The organism is Niallia oryzisoli (assembly GCF_043641075.1).
GTDB lineage: Bacteria > Bacillota > Bacilli > Bacillales > Cytobacillaceae > Bacillus_BD > Bacillus_BD oryzisoli_A.
Window position 1 is genome coordinate 500,387 of record NZ_JBHZRC010000001.1, and the last position, 18,681, is coordinate 519,067.

At 36.7% G+C, this 18,681-nt stretch carries 18 protein-coding genes; 16 read left to right on the forward strand and 2 right to left on the reverse strand.

The window, feature by feature from the left end; genetic code table 11:
• Positions 1-137: 137 nt before the first annotated feature.
• The gene (locus ACHUFV_RS02665) at positions 138-1,277 is read right to left on the reverse strand and encodes an SLC13 family permease (RefSeq protein ID WP_394232060.1); all 1,140 of its coding nucleotides are present in this window, start codon (positions 1,275-1,277) and stop codon (positions 138-140) included.
• A 300-nt stretch (positions 1,278-1,577) separates the two neighbouring features.
• Here ACHUFV_RS02665 and ACHUFV_RS02670 point away from each other — a divergent pair, with 300 nt between their 5' ends.
• Together ACHUFV_RS02670 and ACHUFV_RS02675 are read left to right on the forward strand one after the other, a co-directional pair.
• Positions 1,578-3,032 carry a serine hydrolase domain-containing protein gene (locus tag ACHUFV_RS02670; protein ID WP_394232061.1) on the forward strand — a complete coding sequence of 485 codons (1,455 nt, stop codon included), beginning with the start codon at positions 1,578-1,580 and terminating at the stop codon, positions 3,030-3,032.
• Between the two features lie 191 nt (positions 3,033-3,223).
• Entirely contained in the window at positions 3,224-4,219 is a 996-nt protein-coding gene (locus ACHUFV_RS02675) for a zinc-dependent alcohol dehydrogenase family protein (RefSeq protein WP_394232062.1), read from the forward strand.
• A gap of 132 nt (positions 4,220-4,351) precedes the next feature.
• Here the strand turns inward: ACHUFV_RS02675 and ACHUFV_RS02680 are convergent, their stop codons facing one another.
• The gene (locus ACHUFV_RS02680; protein ID WP_394232063.1) at positions 4,352-5,119 is read right to left on the reverse strand and encodes a TSUP family transporter; all 768 of its coding nucleotides are present in this window, start codon (positions 5,117-5,119) and stop codon (positions 4,352-4,354) included.
• 625 nt (positions 5,120-5,744) lie between these two features.
• Here ACHUFV_RS02680 and ACHUFV_RS02685 point away from each other — a divergent pair.
• From ACHUFV_RS02685 to ACHUFV_RS02750, 14 genes are all read left to right on the forward strand, one after another.
• Complete coding sequence (locus tag ACHUFV_RS02685; RefSeq protein WP_394232064.1) at positions 5,745-6,056, forward strand: hypothetical protein; 312 nt, start codon at positions 5,745-5,747, stop codon at positions 6,054-6,056.
• Between the two features lies 1 nt (position 6,057).
• Complete coding sequence (locus tag ACHUFV_RS02690) at positions 6,058-6,201, forward strand: hypothetical protein (protein WP_394232065.1); 144 nt, start codon at positions 6,058-6,060, stop codon at positions 6,199-6,201.
• A 2-nt stretch (positions 6,202-6,203) separates the two neighbouring features.
• Positions 6,204-6,755, forward strand: coding sequence for a DUF421 domain-containing protein (locus tag ACHUFV_RS02695; protein WP_394232066.1), 552 nt, complete (start codon positions 6,204-6,206; stop codon positions 6,753-6,755).
• A 75-nt stretch (positions 6,756-6,830) separates the two neighbouring features.
• Entirely contained in the window at positions 6,831-7,112 is a 282-nt protein-coding gene (locus tag ACHUFV_RS02700) for a hypothetical protein (RefSeq protein ID WP_394232067.1), read from the forward strand.
• A gap of 89 nt (positions 7,113-7,201) precedes the next feature.
• Positions 7,202-7,705: a DUF3189 family protein gene (locus ACHUFV_RS02705; RefSeq protein WP_394232068.1), complete on the forward strand. Its 504-nt coding sequence runs from the start codon at positions 7,202-7,204 to the stop codon at positions 7,703-7,705.
• Positions 7,706-7,946: 241 nt separating this feature from the next.
• Complete coding sequence (locus ACHUFV_RS02710) at positions 7,947-8,654, forward strand: DNA alkylation repair protein (RefSeq protein WP_394232069.1); 708 nt, start codon at positions 7,947-7,949, stop codon at positions 8,652-8,654.
• A gap of 182 nt (positions 8,655-8,836) precedes the next feature.
• Positions 8,837-9,229, forward strand: a complete 393-nt coding sequence (locus ACHUFV_RS02715; RefSeq protein ID WP_394232070.1) for a GntR family transcriptional regulator — start codon at positions 8,837-8,839, stop codon at positions 9,227-9,229.
• Positions 9,216-10,118 carry an ATP-binding cassette domain-containing protein gene (locus ACHUFV_RS02720; RefSeq protein WP_394232071.1) on the forward strand — a complete coding sequence of 301 codons (903 nt, stop codon included), beginning with the start codon at positions 9,216-9,218 and terminating at the stop codon, positions 10,116-10,118. Before ACHUFV_RS02715 ends, ACHUFV_RS02720 begins: the two co-directional genes overlap by 14 nt.
• Entirely contained in the window at positions 10,099-10,848 is a 750-nt protein-coding gene (locus ACHUFV_RS02725; RefSeq protein WP_394232072.1) for a hypothetical protein, read from the forward strand. The genes ACHUFV_RS02720 and ACHUFV_RS02725 overlap by 20 nt, the downstream gene beginning before the upstream one ends.
• On the forward strand, positions 10,845-11,540 hold the full coding sequence (locus tag ACHUFV_RS02730; RefSeq protein WP_394232073.1) for a hypothetical protein: 696 nt from the start codon (positions 10,845-10,847) through the stop codon (positions 11,538-11,540). Before ACHUFV_RS02725 ends, ACHUFV_RS02730 begins: the two co-directional genes overlap by 4 nt.
• Positions 11,541-11,890: 350 nt before the next feature.
• A complete protein-coding gene (locus ACHUFV_RS02735; protein WP_394232074.1) occupies positions 11,891-14,293 on the forward strand; it encodes an EAL domain-containing protein in 2,403 nt (800 codons plus the stop codon).
• Between the two features lie 112 nt (positions 14,294-14,405).
• Positions 14,406-15,689, forward strand: coding sequence for an MFS transporter (locus ACHUFV_RS02740; protein ID WP_394232075.1), 1,284 nt, complete (start codon positions 14,406-14,408; stop codon positions 15,687-15,689).
• 271 nt (positions 15,690-15,960) lie between these two features.
• Positions 15,961-16,959, forward strand: a complete 999-nt coding sequence (locus ACHUFV_RS02745) for an inorganic phosphate transporter (protein ID WP_394232076.1) — start codon at positions 15,961-15,963, stop codon at positions 16,957-16,959.
• Positions 16,960-17,155: 196 nt separating this feature from the next.
• Positions 17,156-18,616 (forward strand): alanine/glycine:cation symporter family protein, encoded by a 1,461-nt coding sequence (locus ACHUFV_RS02750; protein WP_394233356.1) that lies wholly within the window; start codon positions 17,156-17,158, stop codon positions 18,614-18,616.
• Positions 18,617-18,681 lie beyond the last annotated feature (65 nt).

Here is an 18,681-nt window from a genome sequence, read left to right on the forward strand (position 1 = left end):
ATTAGGGCTGCCTTCTGACAGACCTTCTGTAAAATCTCCTAGCTTTTTACTCCAATCTGTGCTTCGTTTAAAACTTTGCTCAGCAGTCTCGTTCTGACCGCGTACCTAAAAAGGTGTAGATAACTCATGTTCCCTCATCAAATTAAAAATATAGCAAACTGAAATCCGGCAAGGATGATTAAAAACGCGATATTATAAATGCTAAATTTAACCAAGTATTTCTTTGATTCTTGCGGCTTAGTCTGAATAAATAACTTATAGGATATAACACTAGCTAACGAAGCAATAATGGTTCCAAGTCCACCAACATTTACGCCTAACAAGAGCGGCTGCCAATCGGCGGTAAAGTTCGCTAGAAGAATAGATGCCGGAACATTGCTAACTAACTGGCTTAGAACAATAGAACTAAAAAACACAGAGGTGCTATCCTCAAGCCCCGCGCTAACTACAGTATGTACGGCTTGCAGGCTTGAAAGGTTTCCGATCAAAATAAAAAAGCTAATAAATGTGACAAGCAGCATATAATCGATTTTCAATAATAATTGTCTATTTAATATAATCGCAGACATCACAGTAAGAAAAAAAGATAGAGCATGACTGATGAGGCCAAAAATGGATGCAATTATCACAGCTAATAAGATGGCCCATATCCATGCTTCTTTCCGATTAGCTATTTTAATAGTAGGAAGCTCTACCTCTAATTCACTTTTCGGTAGTTTCAATGTAAAAAGAATTAACATTCCTATGCCAACAGCAGAAATGAATAAAACAGTTACAAAAAAGTCCAGGGGTTTAATAGCATAATGAGAGAAGAGAAACAGATTTTGCGGATTTCCCATTGGTGTTAAGCTGCTCCCGATATTAGCAGCAATCGTCTGGAGAATAATTGTCTCACCTAATGAAATACCAGTCTTCTTATTAATAATTACCGTCAACGGAACAAACGTAAGCAAAGCCACGTCATTTGTTACGAACATGGAGCTAACAAAGCAAAGGATGATGAGAATGGATGACACCGTTCGGCTGTTCTTGCTTTTATTTAATATGGAAATAGCAAACTTGTCTAGCACCTTCAACTCTTCCAACGCCTTGATTGCAATCATTAGGTTAAACAAACTAACCATAACATTTAGATTAATGTATTCTAGCCTTGGCATTTGCACAAAACAGCTCGCCAAAGCTAACAAAAAGGAGAGGGTGAATACCATGTCCTTTTTCATAAAGCCAAGGTTTATAGTAATTCTATGCTTTCTTTGGATGTCAACATTTTCTTGCATTTTTTACCACCAACAATCTCGTCATTTTAAATGTGAAAATTGAAATCAATGACTACATTAAATTCAAAGATTAATATTGTCAATGTGATTTCGCATTATATTAGTCTTTCTTTATATTATTAAGGGGATTAAAAAAGAACAGGATGCATACTATTCATCATTTTGTTGATGTTAATTAATATTATTTTTCTTTATTCCCATATTAATAAACAAACATAAATAAAATACTTATTGTAACAAATGGAACAGGATTGAATGAATAAATCAATCTTTAACTTTATGAAGAAAGGAGAATCGGTAATGTATAAAAAAATAGGTTTTATTTTTTTTCTAACAAGTATATTTTTCGTACAGTTTTGGAATATACCCTTAATATCCCTCGCTGCTGAATCCTTTAATACAGCGGCTGTTGAGGATTATGTTGAGGATTATATTGAAAAAAATGGACTCCCTGGAGCAGCCATCGTGATCGTTAAGGATGGAAACGTTCTATATAAAAAAGGATTTGGCCATGATTCTGACGGGAAACCACTAACAGCAACGTCTAAAATGGGTCTTGCTTCTGGAACGAAGCCATTTACTGCTTTTGCTGTATTACAATTGGTCGATAAAGGAAAAATCAACCTAGATGACCCTGTTGTAAATTATCTCCCAGAGCTAAAACTTGATGATGGAAGGTGGAATCAAGTGACTGTTCGTCAACTCTTGAGCCACACGTCTGGGCTGCCAAATCCGATTATTGTAGCTCCGGCGAATACGTTAAAGGAAGGCGTAATAGAACGTTTTCGTGAGTGGAAGCTACAATCAGATCCAGGAGAAAAATATTATTATAGTAATGCAAACTACTGGACTCTGGCTTATTTAGTAGAACAAATAAGCGGGATGGAATTTAATTATTATTTAAAGCAGAATGTATTTTTACCACTTGGAATGAACGACTCCATATCAGCAGTTAACTCAGGTGACATTGTAAATAAATTAGGAATACCTCAAGGGTATGTTACGTTATACGGAACGGCAATGCCGTGGACAGAGCTTGAACAAATGTTTAGTGGCTCGGGGAGTATTCTTACTACAGCCAGTGATATGGGAAATTGGCTATCTATGCATACAAGCAGGGGGGAAAACGATAATGGAAAACCGTTGTTATCACAAGCGTTACTAAAAGAGTCGTATTCACCACAACCGGGAAGTGAAAAATATGGGCTTGGCTGGTCGTTTAGTTCTCCAAATAGTAGACCAGCTCGTATTTCTCATAGTGGATCCTTGTCCACTTTCCAATCTCAGCAGGATATCGTTCCGAGCAGCGGCTATGCAGTTGCTGTTTTACTCAATAGCTTCACTACAACATATGAACATGCCTATGCGATTAGCTCGGGAATTATACAATTAACAGAGGGACAAGCACCCGAAGTGAAAACACCAACATCTAAATTAATTGATCTGTCACTTGGTTTTATCACATTGATCTACTTATTTTTAGGAATAAGAGGAATGTCGAGAAGTAAAAAATGGTCAGAAAAACGAAAAAGGTATCCTGCCTGGAGATTCTACCTTCGATTAATTCCACAGTTGATACCGGTTGTGGGGATTGGTTGGTTATTCTTTATTGTTCCGACACTCGAGAATAATAGCTCGACCATTTTGAATGCGTTCGGTCTATACCCAGCTGCGATGATCTTATTGACAATCGTTTTTATAACAGGCTTTGTTCTTACAATCATGAGAATCTATTATCGAATAAAGATAAATTGAATGAATCACAAAGATTATTTGCCAATGCGCGTGTAAAGCCAACGTTTGCACCTTTAGTCGCTGTATAAAGTGCTTTAACCTCAAAAAAACATTTCAATCGAATCATAAAACATATTATTTTCATTTTGCCAAAATAAATGTAGTATTAAATTAATATACTTATTATTTTGAATTTTTGAGGAGTGATTCTTTTGAAGGCACATGTGATACGTTCGTTTGGGGATACATCTGTATTTCAATTAGCTGATATTTCAATTCCTGAAGTGAAACCAATGCATGTTTTAATTAGGGTAAAAGCCACAAGCTTGAATCCAATTGATACAAAAATACGCAGCGGAGTGTTTGCTAAATTTGCTCCTGAGTTTCCAGCTGTTTTACATGGAGATGTATCCGGTATTGTAACCGAAGTGGGAGAGGGCGTTACTGAGTTTAAGCTTGGTGATGAGGTATATGGTTTTGCAGGTGGTGTGATAGGTACGGGAGGTGCATTAGCAGAATATATGCTGGCAGATGCTAGATCGCTAGCCCATAAACCCAGAAATTTATCGTTTGCAGAAGCAGCTGCCCTGCCAGCTATTTCGATCACAGCATGGGAAGCTCTATTTAATCGGGCAAAAATTCAAGCTGGAGATGAGATTCTGATTCATGGCGGTACAGGAGGAGTAGGGCACCTAGCCGTTCAACTGGCAAAATGGGCAGGTGCAAAGGTGTATACAACAGTATCTACACTAGAAAAAGCACACATCGCAGAAAAGCTTGGAGCTGATATCGTTATCAATTATAAAGAAACAGCTGTAAGGGACTATGTGAATATGTATACGGATGGAAAAGGGTTTAAATATATTTTTGATACTGTAGATCGTGAAAATTTAGAGCGCTCGATTGAGGCAGCCTCCTTATATGGAACCGTAGTAGCTATTGCTGTAAGTCAAAATTATAATTTAGCTCCATTCCTACTAAAAGCATTGAATTTCCATGTCGTTTTCATAGAGTTACCTGTCCTTCATGAAGAATTCCGCCACATCAATGGGGAGATATTGAAAAAAGTCACTCCTGTTATCGAGGAGGGTAAGCTTAAACCATTGATTGATCAAAGAAGGTTTAGCTTTGACGAAATTGCTGAAGCACATGAATATTATGAATCGAAAAAAGCAATTGGTAAAATTGTTTTAGTAAACAATTGGTGAAATTGTATTGATACATTGTATTATGTGTAATTTGTAATATAGTTAAGAAGATTTATTTTGGTTCCGTCGAAAGAATGATCCTAAATAATAAAAAAAACTGTGCACCTTCAAGGAAACACAGTTTTTTATTTATTAAAACATATAATCATAAATATTTTTTGCTAACAATATGCAGGTTACTGCAATAAAAAGGGCACGTACATAGCTGCTTCCTCTTTTTATTGCAAATTTAGAACCACAGATTGCACCTACAAGCTGGGCGATTCCCATTATTAATCCATACGTGTAATTTACTTGTCCTAAAAACATAAACATCAACAAGCCTGCAATATTACTGCCAAAGTTTAGAAACTTTGCGTTCCCAGCAGCCTTTAAGAAATCAAATCCAATCAATAAAAACGAAAAAATTAAAAAGGATCCTGTTCCAGGACCAAGAAATCCATCATAAAAGCCTATAGCAAAAATGGCAGCCATAAAAAGGATGTAGTGACGGATGGATAAGCTTTTGGGGGTTGAAATGCTGCCCCAATCTTTCTTAAAAATAGTATAAATGGCAACTCCGGCGAGCATGACCAGCATCAATGGCTTTAGTACATTAGGGTTCATTAAATGAACAGTCCAGGCACCAAGCATCGACCCGATAAATGAGAGAGGAAATAACTTATACACTGATTTAATATCAATTTTTCCAGAACGATAAAACATAAGTGTGCTCGTTAATGAGCCTATTGTAGACGCTAGCTTGTTGGTAGCTACAGCTCCTGCAGGATTAAGCCCAGTAAATAATAAAGCAGGCAATGTGATTAGCCCGCCGCCGCCAACAACCGAATCAATAAACGCTGCTAAAAATCCAAAAACAATTAATATAAATAATAATGATGGGTCTAAATCAAGAAGCATCCTATACCAGCCTTTCTTGGAATTAACTACTAGAATCGTAGCTAATTAATTGTTATATGTAAATAGTATTTATAATATTTATAACCCTATTAAACGGTAATAGGTGATAATTCAGCATCATTCAACTGTAAAAAGTTATAGAAAAATTGTAATATTTTATCTACTTTTGTTGAAAATAACCAATTTGCACATAAAATATGCTAAAGTGAACAAAACATATCTGAGGAGGCATAGGCATGCTGCATATTGATAGTTTCGGTTGGGGTATAAATATTATTTTACTGATTTGTTTTGTAATCACATTATTTACACTGGTTAAAGGGCCGAAAGGGTCTAAAAAAATAGATAATAAATAACAACAAATTATAGTTGTGTAAAAGAATATTGAAAATCAACCATCATGCTTAATTGATCCATAGAAAATTATGTGTAAATTCAGTTACATTAATAGTATTAATGTAAGAGTTCATATTTGGGCTTCCATTTTGGAAGCCTTTTCTTTTTGGTCTTAAAATTGTTTAGAATATTATTCAATCATCTATAAAAAAGACAAAGAATAGAAATAATAATAGATGATAAAAAGTATACATGACAAGAGACCAATATACATAAGGGGTAATAATGAATGGATTTTCCTACGATACATACAAACTTTTGGGATGCAGTGATTGCTGTCCCTATTGTGATGATTCTTACACAGCTTATTAAAGTATTACTAAAAGTTAATAAAAAGTTCATACCAACCATAGCTCTTTTAATAGGACTAATCATTTCAATTTTTATTAGCCACAGGCATAACTTGATAGCTGGTGTTTTTATGGGGTGGTTTTATGGTTATGCAGCAATCGGAAGCTACGCTTCTTTAAAGACCACCATTATAGCCTTTCGCAATCGTAGACGGCGCAAATATGTAAAGGAAAAAGGCTGGAGTAATTAATATGATGAAAATTGTACATTGGATGGATATTGCCCGGTCTTTTCTATCTTTAACCAATTACTCCATAATAGTTTTGCCTGAACACCAAGCACCACAAGGTAATCTATTAATGGGGATATGGATTCTAAATAAGGTGACTGTTTGATTATGAGTAACTTTATAGTAGAAGCTTTTATATTACTTACGTATAGTGTTGTTTTAATAAGGATTGCAGGAAAGAAAACGGTGGCACAAATGACTGGTTTAGAAACCGTCATTATTTTAGCTGTCGGAACTACGATGGGCCATGCCATTAAGGAGTATAAGTTTTGGCAGGTAATCGTTGTGTTGTCTGCATATGTCCTCTTTTTAATTATCGTTCAGAGGCTTCAATTAAAATTCAACTTTTTAGAAAACTATTTAATTGGCAAGGCAACCATTGTTATCAACGAAGGAAGGATCATTGAGGATAATTTAGTAAAACTCAGAATAACAAAGGAACAGTTAGAAATGCGATTACGTCAACATGGAATCTCTTTTATATCTGATGTCAAAATTGGAACCATAGAGTCTAACGGAGAGTTTGGATATGAATTATCAGATGACGCTAAACCAATTACTCAAAGTAAACTTAATGAAATTTTAAAAGGAAAGAAAATAGAAAACCTACACAAGGATGAAGAAAATATCTTTCAAAAAGTTCTTAAAGATAATACATAGGTTTCAACAATGTAAGAAGGAATACGTCGATGAATTTTACTCAATACAAACAACACATAAAACAAGGTGGCTTATATGATCTGGTTACTAGTTCCCATTTCCCTTTGGATTATTGCATTGATTTTTCTAGGATTACCTCAGTTTACTTATAGACTAATCCAACGATATAAAATGAAACTAAGAGTAGGGGCTAATTCAGCCAAACAAACTAATCCTGATGAAAGTATTTATAAAAGCATTGAAGAAGATATGTTAGATATATTTCAATTTTCAAACCTGACTTTTATTGGGTCTATAATTGGATTAGTAATGATTGCTTTAGGTACGGTTGCTTTATGTGTAGTATTATTACTTTAAATTCCCCTCTACTTTATTTAGTCTTTCACTATAAAATAAATGAGTTCTGGAAATAATATTAAAACTATTAGGCCAAAGAGGATGAAATGATGATTTATATTTATAATGATTTCGCTGGAACACATAGCACTGCACTTGCTGCAGCATATCATTTACATAAATTACCTTATGATCGAAAGCTAACCAAGGAAGAAATATTAAATGTAGATTATTTTAACAAATTAACAAACGCTGATTTTGGTAAAATATTATTCCATGGAATAGATGAGGATGGAAACTCTGTTTATACGATTGGTAGAAAAAGAAATAAACTAGTTATTCCTGCTTTAGAGCAGCTTAGTATGCTGCTGCAAATAAAATATAATAATCAGGAAAAAATTATTTTTTCTAATACCTCGCCTACAGTCCCATTTGCTATGACAATGGGAGGCTTATTTTCAAGGCGCTTTAAAATTGATCCTATTGGTGTGCCATTGTTAGTATTAGGTGCAAAGCAATGCTGTAAAGAAATCATCCAAGTAGTTGAATTCACGAAACAAATAGGTAGAACCATGAATGAAAATGTTGTTGTATTAGAAAATACTCACTTTTAGCACCGTTCAAATCCTATAATTCCCAAGGTCAATTATTCTTAGCTAAAAGTAAAGAAAAAGGTTGGTTTGTCTGGTTTCAATATCATTAAACAGTTATTTATTATTTAAAATTAATACCAAAGTCTCTTCGTTTGAATCACTAAAAATGAAACAGGGATTTTGCCTTTTTGTCATGGTTTCTCTTATGATTAGAACCTGTTATGATTATTTGTGATAGGTTTTGAGGAAGGAAGTGAGCATGATGGAATTGGAAATGGTGATGCAGGGCCTAGAAGCGCTCGGTAAGGAACGAACAAAAAAAACGTACATAAGTAATGGTGCACATGAGCCGCTTTATGGTGTGGCGACAGGCGCGATGAAGCCGCTCTCAAAGAAAATTAAAAATAACCAGCCTTTAGCCGAGGAGCTATACGCAACCGGAAACTACGATGCCATGTATTTTGCCGGCATCATAGCAGACCCAATGGCAATGACTGAAGCGGATTTCGAACGATGGATAGATGGAGCGTATTTTTATATGCTTTCCGATTATGTGGTTGCAGTAACATTGGCAGAAACTGAGATTGCTCAAGAAGTTGCCGACAAATGGATTGCAAGCGGTGAAGAGCTTAGAATGTCAGCAGGCTGGAGTTGCTATTGCTGGCTATTGGGGAATCGCCCTGATAGCGAATTTAGTACGGCTAAGTTGGCCGGTATGCTGGATCAGGTAAAAAATACGATACATGAGTCTCCTGAACGAACCAAATCTGCTATGAATAATTTTATGTATACTGTTGCCATTTCATATATACCTCTCCATGAAAAGGCGGTTGAAACCGCTAAAGCTGTAGGTCCAGTTGAAATGAAGCGGGACAAGAAAAAAATCAGCATCCTGCATGCTGCCGAAACTATTCAAAAGGATATAGATAGAGGGAAGCTTGGTTTCAAGCGTAAGTATGTAAGATGTTAAATGATTGTAAGGTTAATTAATTAACGTAAAGAACAAAAAAAGTGCCTGTCATAACGAATGGGGACTTTTTTTTGTATTAAGTTTTTTTCATGACTTTATTAAGCTCACCACCTAGAACCTTGAAAAATTATCCAACATATTGTATAGTACATTACAACAGTAATGTACTAATCAGGGGGGCGATGGCAATTTTAAATACAGATGGTACAAAGCCTATTTATATGCAAATCGCCGAATGGCTGGAAACGGAAATAATGAACGGTCATTTTCAAACAGATGAAAAGGTCTACTCCCAATACCAATTGGCTGAAATGTATACCATTAATCCTGCAACCGCTGCAAAGGGACTGAATCTTCTTGCTGACGAGAATATCCTTTATAAGAAAAGGGGGCTGGGCATGTTTGTTTCCGAGAATGCAAAAGAACGAATCATTCAGAAGCGCAAAAACCAAACGTTAAAGCGATTAATTGAAGAAGTAGTACTTGAAGCGAGACGACTGAAAATCGGGGAAACGGAATTAATTGACATGATAAAGGCTTCACAGTCTGGGGGGGAGAGGCATGAAGGTTATTGAATGTAACAATTTAACGAAGAGCTATCTAAGAAAAAAGGTATTAAATCAGCTCACTTTTTCTATTGAAGAAAATACAATCACCGGATTAATCGGAAAGAATGGTGTTGGGAAAACAACTTTACTAAAAATTTTGGCTGGTTATATCAAACAAACGTCAGGGGAAATAAATGTCTTTTCGGAGAAACCATTTAATAGTTTACTAGTATCTGCTAATACGATTTTCGTCGATGATCAGATGAGCTTTCCTTCACCATTACAGCTTCATGAAATTCTTCAGGCTGCCGGAAGTTTGTATCCGAATTGGGATATGACATTTGCCAACCGTTTGTTTCATTATTTTTCATTTGATCCAAAGCATTATCACAACAGACTTTCAAAAGGTAAAACAAGTACCTTTAATGCCATTATAGGCCTCGCATCACGTGCACCCCTAACGATTTTTGATGAACCAACTACAGGGATGGATGCTGCAGCTCGAAGGGATTTCTATCGAGCCTTATTAAAGGACTATTTAACCTATCCACGCACCATTATTATTTCAAGTCACCATTTGGAAGAATTAGAGAATCTGCTTGAGGATGTTCTCCTGATAAAGGATGGGAAAAACCACCTGCATTTACCAATAGAAGAATTAAAGGAACAGGCAATAGGATTAAAAGGTGCGGAGGAAACGATTTTAAACTGGACGAAAGACAGAGAAGTCTATTATAAAAATCAGATTGGCACGAATACGCTGTATGCTGTTGTACGAAATGAGTTTTCAGAACAAGAGCTGCAGCTTGCTAAAGAGAATGAAATAGAAATTACTTCTGTCAGCCCTAGTGATCTTTGTGTCTACCTTACCGGTGAAACCAAAAGGGGGATTGATGATGTCTTTATCGACCGTTAATACGTCAAAAGTTGTAAAGCAGCAATATATTTTAAAGCTGAAAGCTAATTTTGACGCATTCAGCTCGCTTGTTTGGATTCAGCTGTTGGCCATTCTTTTTTCTTTAGGCGGGGTTGCCTCACAGGGATTTCAAAGCGATGGAATGTCCGTTTCGATCAAATATTTTTCTGCTGATATGGTGATTGCCTTTACGATGATTTGGGGACTTGTGACAGCAATTACAATTACAACGAAACCATATAGATATTATGATTTCAGCTTTGTGACGAATCGGGTAACGAGCAGCCTTTCGAATATTCTCTATTTATGTACTGCTAGTGTCATCGGTGGAGTAACAGCTGTGATGGCAAAAGGTCTTCTGATTATAATTGGTTACTTCTTCCTAGACTTTCAGCTTTTAGATTATTACAGCCAGCCCTTTCACGTTCGTGACTTTTTGATTGGTAACATTGCAACAGTTTTATACATTATCTTTATTTGTTCAATCGGCTACTTCATCGGAGCTCTTGCCCAAATAAGCAAGCTTTTTATTGCTGTAATACCGGTTTTATTTGTTGGCTCCATGCTATTGGATGGCATGATGGGACGGGAACCGATTGCAATGAAAATTCTTTCATTCTACTTTCAAGAGTCATCCTTTTCCCTTTTTGTGGTAAAGACCTTGATATCAACAGTTCTGTTCTTCGCCGCTTCGATTAGTATCCTTAATCGAATGGAGGTAAGGAAATGATGTTGACCATTCTCCCCGCTGCAATCGTTTTTTTCTTAATTTTGATTATTGCCGCAATCGTGATAAAAGGGAAGAAACCTGTCACATTAAAATTCACATATCGGCTTCTCCTTACTTACTTTATTGTTCTATGTATATCAGCAGCAACTGCAGCTTTTGTTATGGGTGATTCTACTGGTGTAAAGAAAATTGTCTCTGAAGAAAACATCAGCAAAAATGTAAAGGATCTAGAAAAGCAATTAAATTCTGGAAGATATGCTGAGATTCCTCGGGAATCTTTGATTAAGCATAGTAGTTTTGACTATCATCAACCCAGTATACAAGTAAGGATAAATGAATATTTCAACCCAAGGATTTTTATTGACAAAAAAGAACTGGATGATGGCGTGATTGATGTATACGCATATACTAGTGGCCTATATATTAGTGGAGCCGATTTTACAAACCAAATAAAAGCACCTACATTTTCCATCATGAACGACCAACTTGAAATCAATCCTCCTGACAATCAACAAGAAATAAACGTTTCTATGATAAAAAATGAATTTACTATTACACAATTTATTGGTGGTGGAACTACACTTTTTGAACCAATTGAACATAATGAAACCATGATCTTGATACGGATTCCTAAGAATCTAACAATCCAAGATGAAGAGAATATGTATTTTCTTCAATATATTAATAAATAATGATAAAAAGTACCAAAGGGACGGGTACCTTGGACCAGTTTAAATCAGGTCCAAGGTACCCGTCCCTTTGGCTCTTCATTTAAAAAATGAACGTTTTGTTAATAATCAATCATATTCATCCGCTAAATGAAACATTATAAGATAATAAGGAAAATACCGGAATTATTTGTGTTATTGTTCACACTTCTATTGTACTATTTAAGTATAGCATAATGAACAATTAGACAATCAAGGGGAGAGTTTTTTTGAGAATGTCTATACGTACAAAACTAATTTTGATGTCCTTACTATTTCTTGCTATACCCAGTCTATTAATAGGTATTATAGGTTATAAGTCCTCCACAAGTAGTTTGAATCGTCTTGGGGCTCAAGGCCTTCAGACAGATGTTCGATTGACAATCGAAATGATAGGAGCGCTTGATAAGCAAGTAAAAGCAGGCAAGGTCTCATTGGAGGAAGCACAGGAAGAGGTCAAAGTTGCGTTATTAGGCAAAAAGGATACTAACGGGAAACGTCCCACCAATCCACTTCTTAAATTAGGAAAACACAGCTTTATCTTTATTATCAATTCTGCAGGGGTTGAACTCGCACACCCTGATTTTGAAGGGCAGAATGTCTGGGATATAAAGACAACAGACGGTGTTTATTCTACACAGGAAATCGTGAAGGCAGCTAATAATGGCGGTGGATTTGTTACATATGAATGGCCATTACCTAATAATCAAAATGTGCATGTACCAAAAATAACCTATGCGGAAAAAGATCCATATTGGAACTGGATTATTTGTGCCGGAGCCTATTTACCGGATTTTAACGCAGGAGCATATCGAGTACTATACATCTTGTTAATTACTCTCGGTATCTCGCTGTTCGCTGGTGTGATTGTCATACTATGGTTTTCAAAGAAATTGACGAAACCTATCTTACAAGTAGCCCATCAGGCGAAGCTGATTGCACGCGGGGACTACACTGAAGAAGTCATTGAAATAACTAGCAATGATGAAATCGGAGAACTGGTTACGAATTTCACGATCATGAAAGAAAATCAAAAAAAGGCAGAAGAGCATATCAGGCAAAGCGAAGCGTTCCTTCAATCGATTACTACTCATATGGGTGAAGGTATGGTTGTTATCGATACAGAGGGAAGATTAACCTTTATGAATCCAGAGGCGGAACAGCTACTGGGGTGGCTGGAAGAAGAGTGTCTCAATCAAAATCTTCATGATCTCATCCATCGTAGGAAGGATGGAACCACCTTTCCATATGAGGAATGTCCCACTTCAAACTCCATGAAAATGGGGCAGGTATTCAGAATATCAGAGGATTGGTTCTTAAGAAAGGACGGACATCTATTCCCTGTTTCCTATGCTACAAGCCCGTTATTTGAAGAAGGAATTGTGACGGGTTCAATTATTGTCTTTCGCGATATTTCAATGCAGAAGGAGGTTCAAGAAAGAATCGAGTATATGGCATTTCATGATGAATTAACAAAGCTTCCTAATCTTCGTTTTTTAAAAGAAAAACTGGCAAAGGACATGCTTATACATCATTCATTTGCTGTACTGATACTTGATATTAATCGGTTTAAACAAATTAATGAAGCGCTAGGACATGCCTTTGGTGATTTAATCCTACAATATGTTGCAAGCAGGCTGAAGGAACAGGTCCCATCCCATGTGTTTGTCGGACGTTTAACGGGGGATGAATTTGCCATCATTTATCCAAATTTGGATCAAGAAGAGTTGGCCGCGTTTTGCAAAATAGTTCAAGAACAAATTAACAAACCAATGCAAGTAAAGCATCTCCTTCTAAACGTGTCTGTAACAATAGGTGGTTCTTTATATCCGAATCATGGAAATGATGGGGACGAGCTTTTGAAACACGCGAATATAGCGCTGATGGAAGCATCTCAGCAACATATCCCATATCAAATGTATAAGTCATCGATGGATGGCAAAGCATTGGATCGCCTAGTACTGGAGAACGATTTACATTATGCTTTGCAAAAAAACGAGCTTCATCTGGTCTATCAGCCACAGTTTGATATTTTAACTGGTGAAATTCAAGGCTTGGAGGCTCTCCTTCGTTGGTATCATCCAAAATACGGACCCATTTCTCCAGTGCAATTCATCCCAATGGCTGAAAACACTGGACTTATTATCCCGATTGGCGAATGGGTGCTTCGCACTGCATGCAAACAATTAAAAGAGTGGCACGTTTATGGTCTTTCATCCCTTACCATTGCAGTGAACCTGTCTTCTCGCCAATTTTATTCGCAGGACTTAATCGATACGGTGAAAGAAATTCTACTTGAAACTGGAATACCGTCTAAGGATTTGGAACTCGAGATTACGGAAAGCATGATGATGAATATGGAACATGCATCAAAAACCTTGCAGGATCTCAAAAAATTAGGCTGTAAAATTGCCATTGATGATTTTGGTACGGGGTATAGTTCCCTTCATTATTTAAAACACCTTCCAATTGACCGGCTTAAAATTGACAAATCGTTTATCAAAGATCTCGGGGAGAATAATCAGGACGATACAATTGTCTCGACCATCATTTCAATGGCACAGCATTTACAGCTTGATGTGATTGCAGAGGGAGTAGAAACTGAGGAGCAAAAGAATATTTTGCGAAAGAAACAGTGTACTAATGTCCAGGGGTATCTCTATAGTCCTCCATTAGCACCACAGGATTTCCTTCAACAATGGCCTCAACTGCTACAGAAAGCGAAAAACTTGAATTAATCATATATAGCGAATGAAAGTTCAGAATGATAAAAGAATACTTTTCGATATCTGGTTTCTCCTGTTATAAAAACCCATATATATAAGTAAAAGCTTATAGGGGAAGATCACATTGGAAAAACAAAATAGCCGATATCGATGGGTTGTCTTTACGTTTGTCTTGTTTACCTACTTATTAATATCTAGTCAACGAACAGCACCGGGATTGATTACAGACCAATTGATGAGCGATTTTCATGTCACTGCAGCAACAATTGGACTGCTGACGAGTATGCAATTTTTTGTCTATACTGGTTTGCAAATTCCCATGGGAATACTCGCTGACCGTTTTGGTCCCAATATTTTTCTCATTATCGGTGCAGGCCTGACAGGTCTGGGGACGATTATCTATAGTTTAGGAAATGATGAATTTCACCTATTATTTGCGAGGATCTTGTCGGGGCTAGGAGATGCAGCCATTTGGGTAAATATGGTTCTTATTTTAAGCCAATGGTTTAAGACAAAGGAATTTACTCAACTAATTGGTGTGGCTGCCATGACTGGAAGCCTTGGATTTCTACTGGCGACAGTGCCTTTCACTTTATTAATTGATTTACTTGGCTGGAGGACAGCGTTTTTATCGATGGGAATACTATTATGTTTATGTGGAATTCTCCTTTATTTTATCCTTTTAAAAAAGCCCAAAAAAATCTTTCCCGAAGAACCAGCAGATAAAAGAACGGTGAAACATCGGGAGAAAACATGGGTCTTACTGCGGAGGATCTTTGTGAATCGACAGGCTTGGTCATTATTCTTATGTCACTTTGGTCTTGTCGGAACGTACGTAGGATTTATCGGTTCATGGGCAGTGCCCTTTGGGATGAATATGTATGGAATGACACGTATAACTGCTAGTCAGCTCATTTTGATTGGACTGATTGGTGCGCTCATTGGTGCGCCTCTTGCCGGGTGGATTTCAAACAGGTTTGACATGATCAAACGTCCCTATATAGTGGTTCATATTCTTTCTTTGGTTGGTTGGTCTGTCTTTCTTATGTTTCATGGGAATCCGCCTTTGTTTTTTCTGCCTATCCTTTTCTTTATTATGGGGCTTGCATACGGGGCAAATGCGTTGACCTTTGCAGCAGTTCGTCAGTCATTTCCGATGAAGGAATCAGGTATTACCTCTGGTTTTGCAAATACAGGAGGATTTCTAAGTGCAGTACTGCTTCCAAGCATTTTTGGAAATGTATTAGATTATTTTCAATCTGTATCAGACAGTATAAGTGCTGGATATTACTATAGCTTCATTACACCAGTAATTTTCTCGATAATTGGCTTAGCTGGAGTAATGACAATGAAGGAAAAACGCAAGCAGAATACTATGTATGTACCTATTCATCATAAAAAGGAGTAAAGAGTTTGGTAGATTACTATCACTTTTTACTCCTTTTTATTATCCTAAAATAAGGAATAAGTTGTATAATAGAAGTAATGCGGGTGATATAGGTACCGTATAATTTTTAATTTCTTAGATTTTCATTGAAAATAATGGGGAGTTTCACTATATCTTAGCTTATTGAATAAGCAAATAAAAATAAAGTATATAATATATCATAATAGTATTATGTTTCATATCTCCAAAACTTAAAGCTATCGACGGACTAACAAATAAGGAGATTTTTTATATGAATAGTATAGTTATAATAACGATTTTAGTGGTCATGTTTGCTTTGATATTTGATGTTATTAATGGATTTCATGATACTGCAAATGCAATTGCAACGGCAGTTTCTACAAAAGCAATCAAAGCGCCGCATGCTATTATTCTTGCTGCATCGATGAACTTTATCGGTGCATTGTCGTTTACTGGTGTTGCAAAAACCATTACTCGTGATATTGTTGATCCATTTTCATTACCAAATGGCTCTGTAGTGATCCTAGCAGCACTTATTGCTTCGATTATATGGAACTTAACTACTTGGTATTTTGGAATACCGAGCAGTTCCTCCCATGCTATTATTGGTTCCATTGCAGGTGCCGCTATAGCTGCTGCGGGTTTTACCTCATTAAATTATGAGGGATTTCTTTCTATTATTAAAGGTCTTGTTCTCTCACCAATTATTGCCTTTGTATTTGGTTATATCATCTATAGTATTTTTAAACTAATTTTCAAAAATAATAATTTAGCAAAAAGTAATAATAGGTTTCGAAAGTATCAAATCTTTACGGCTGCTCTGCAGTCGTTTTCACATGGGACAAATGATGCCCAAAAAACAATGGGAATTATTACGATGGCTTTGATAGCCAACGGACAACTAACTTCAAATGATATCCCTTTTTGGGTGCAATTCGCCTGTGCTGCAGCAATGGGAATTGGAACATCGATAGGAGGCTGGAGGATCATCAAAACCGTCGGTGGAAAAATCATGAAAATTCGACCAGTTAATGGAGTGGCTGCTGATTTAACAAGTGCATTGATCATTTTTGGGGCAACCTATATACATATTCCTGTCAGTACCACACATGTTATCTCATCTTCCATTATGGGGGTTGGTGCATCCCATAGCTTAAAAGGGGTAAAATGGAATACAGCTCAGCAAATGATCATTACTTGGGTGATTACACTTCCCATTTCTGCCATGTTGTCTGGAATTGTTTATTTACTGCTAGGCTTGATATTTTAATAAACTGTAAGTTTAATTCGAAATTATTTTCAAGCATCTTCTTACAAGAAGATGCTTTTTTTCTTTTGCAAAAATATTAAAAAACTCTGATTATATCAAAAAAATTCATTGCTATAACACTCTGTTATATTTTATAATAAAAAATGTAAACTGTTATATAACAATAGTGTTGGAGGGGAAAATATTGATTGATCAAATGGTTAATACTATGAACGGATGGTTGTGGAGCCCAGTATTGATTGCATTCATTGTTTTATGCGGTTTGTATTTTAGCTTTCGTACCAGATTCTTGCAGATTCGGCACATCAAGGAAATGGTTAAACTCCTTGCTTCAGGGAAGGGCTCCGATGCGGGGGTCTCCTCATTTCAGGCATTGGCGATTTCTTTATCTGGCCGTATTGGTGTAGGGAATATCGCTGGAACGGCTACTGGAATTGCATATGGAGGACCAGGTTCCGTATTTTGGATGTGGGTCATCACATTTGTCGGTGCAGCTTCGGCATTTGTGGAGTCCACGCTGGCCCAAATCTATAAAGAAAAACAAGATGGCGTCTATCGTGGTGGCCCGGCCTACTACATAGAAAAGGGACTTGGCTGGAAGTGGTTTGCCGTCGTTTTTGCAGTTGCAACACTGCTTGCTATGGCTGTTTTGATGCCGGGAATTCAGGCCAATGCCATTACAGAAGGCGTTTATAATGCCTTTGGTATTGACAAAACCATTACTGGTTTAGTGGTAGTCGCACTTATCGGTTTTACTATTTTTGGCGGAGTGAAACGTATTGCTAGAGTAGCAGAATTTATTGTTCCGTTTATGGCTTTAGGCTACCTGTTAATTGCACTTGCAATTGTCGTAATTAATTTTGATAAAATACCAGAAGTTTTCGGACTTATTTTTAAAAGCGCTTTTGGAGCTGAAGAAATATTTGGCGGAATTATTGGCTCGGCAGTTATGTGGGGCGTTAAACGTGGACTTTATGCGAATGAAGCTGGTCAAGGAACAGGGGCCCACCCTGCTGCGGCAGCTGAGGTTTCCCATCCAGCAAAACAAGGACTTGTACAGGCATTTTCAATTTATTTAGATGTATTTTTAGTTGTTACATCAACAGCCATGATGATTTTATTTACAAATCAATACAATGTCATAAATGAAAAGACAGGAAAAGTGATAACGGAAGGCCTTAAAGGCGTTGAACCAGGACCTGGTTTCACGCAAGCAGCTGTTGATACCATCTTACCAGGCTTCGGACCAGGATTTATTGCTGTTGCATTATTTTTCTTTGCCTTCACAACCATTTATGCCTATTACTATATTGCAGAGACAAACCTTGCGTATCTCGTTCGTGGTAGATACAGAGGAATAGCTTTTGTTGCATTAAAACTCATCCTTATCGGATCCATTTTCTATGGATCAATAAAAACAGCAACAACTGCGTGGGCAATGGGCGATATAGGACTTGGAATTATGGTTTGGCTTAACTTAATTGCAATTCTACTTTTATTTAAACCAGCGTCAATTGCTTTAAAAGATTACGAAGAGCAGCTGAAGCAAGGAAAGGATCCAGTATTTAATTCATCTACATTCGGAATAAAGAATGCTGATTTCTGGGCAAATGGGTACGAGAAGTCAGAACAGGAGCATGATAAAAACGTCATGTAAATCGATCATCTATACAGATTGGAAAGGAGGCAGTTGTAAAAACTGGCTCCTTTTACCAGAACTAA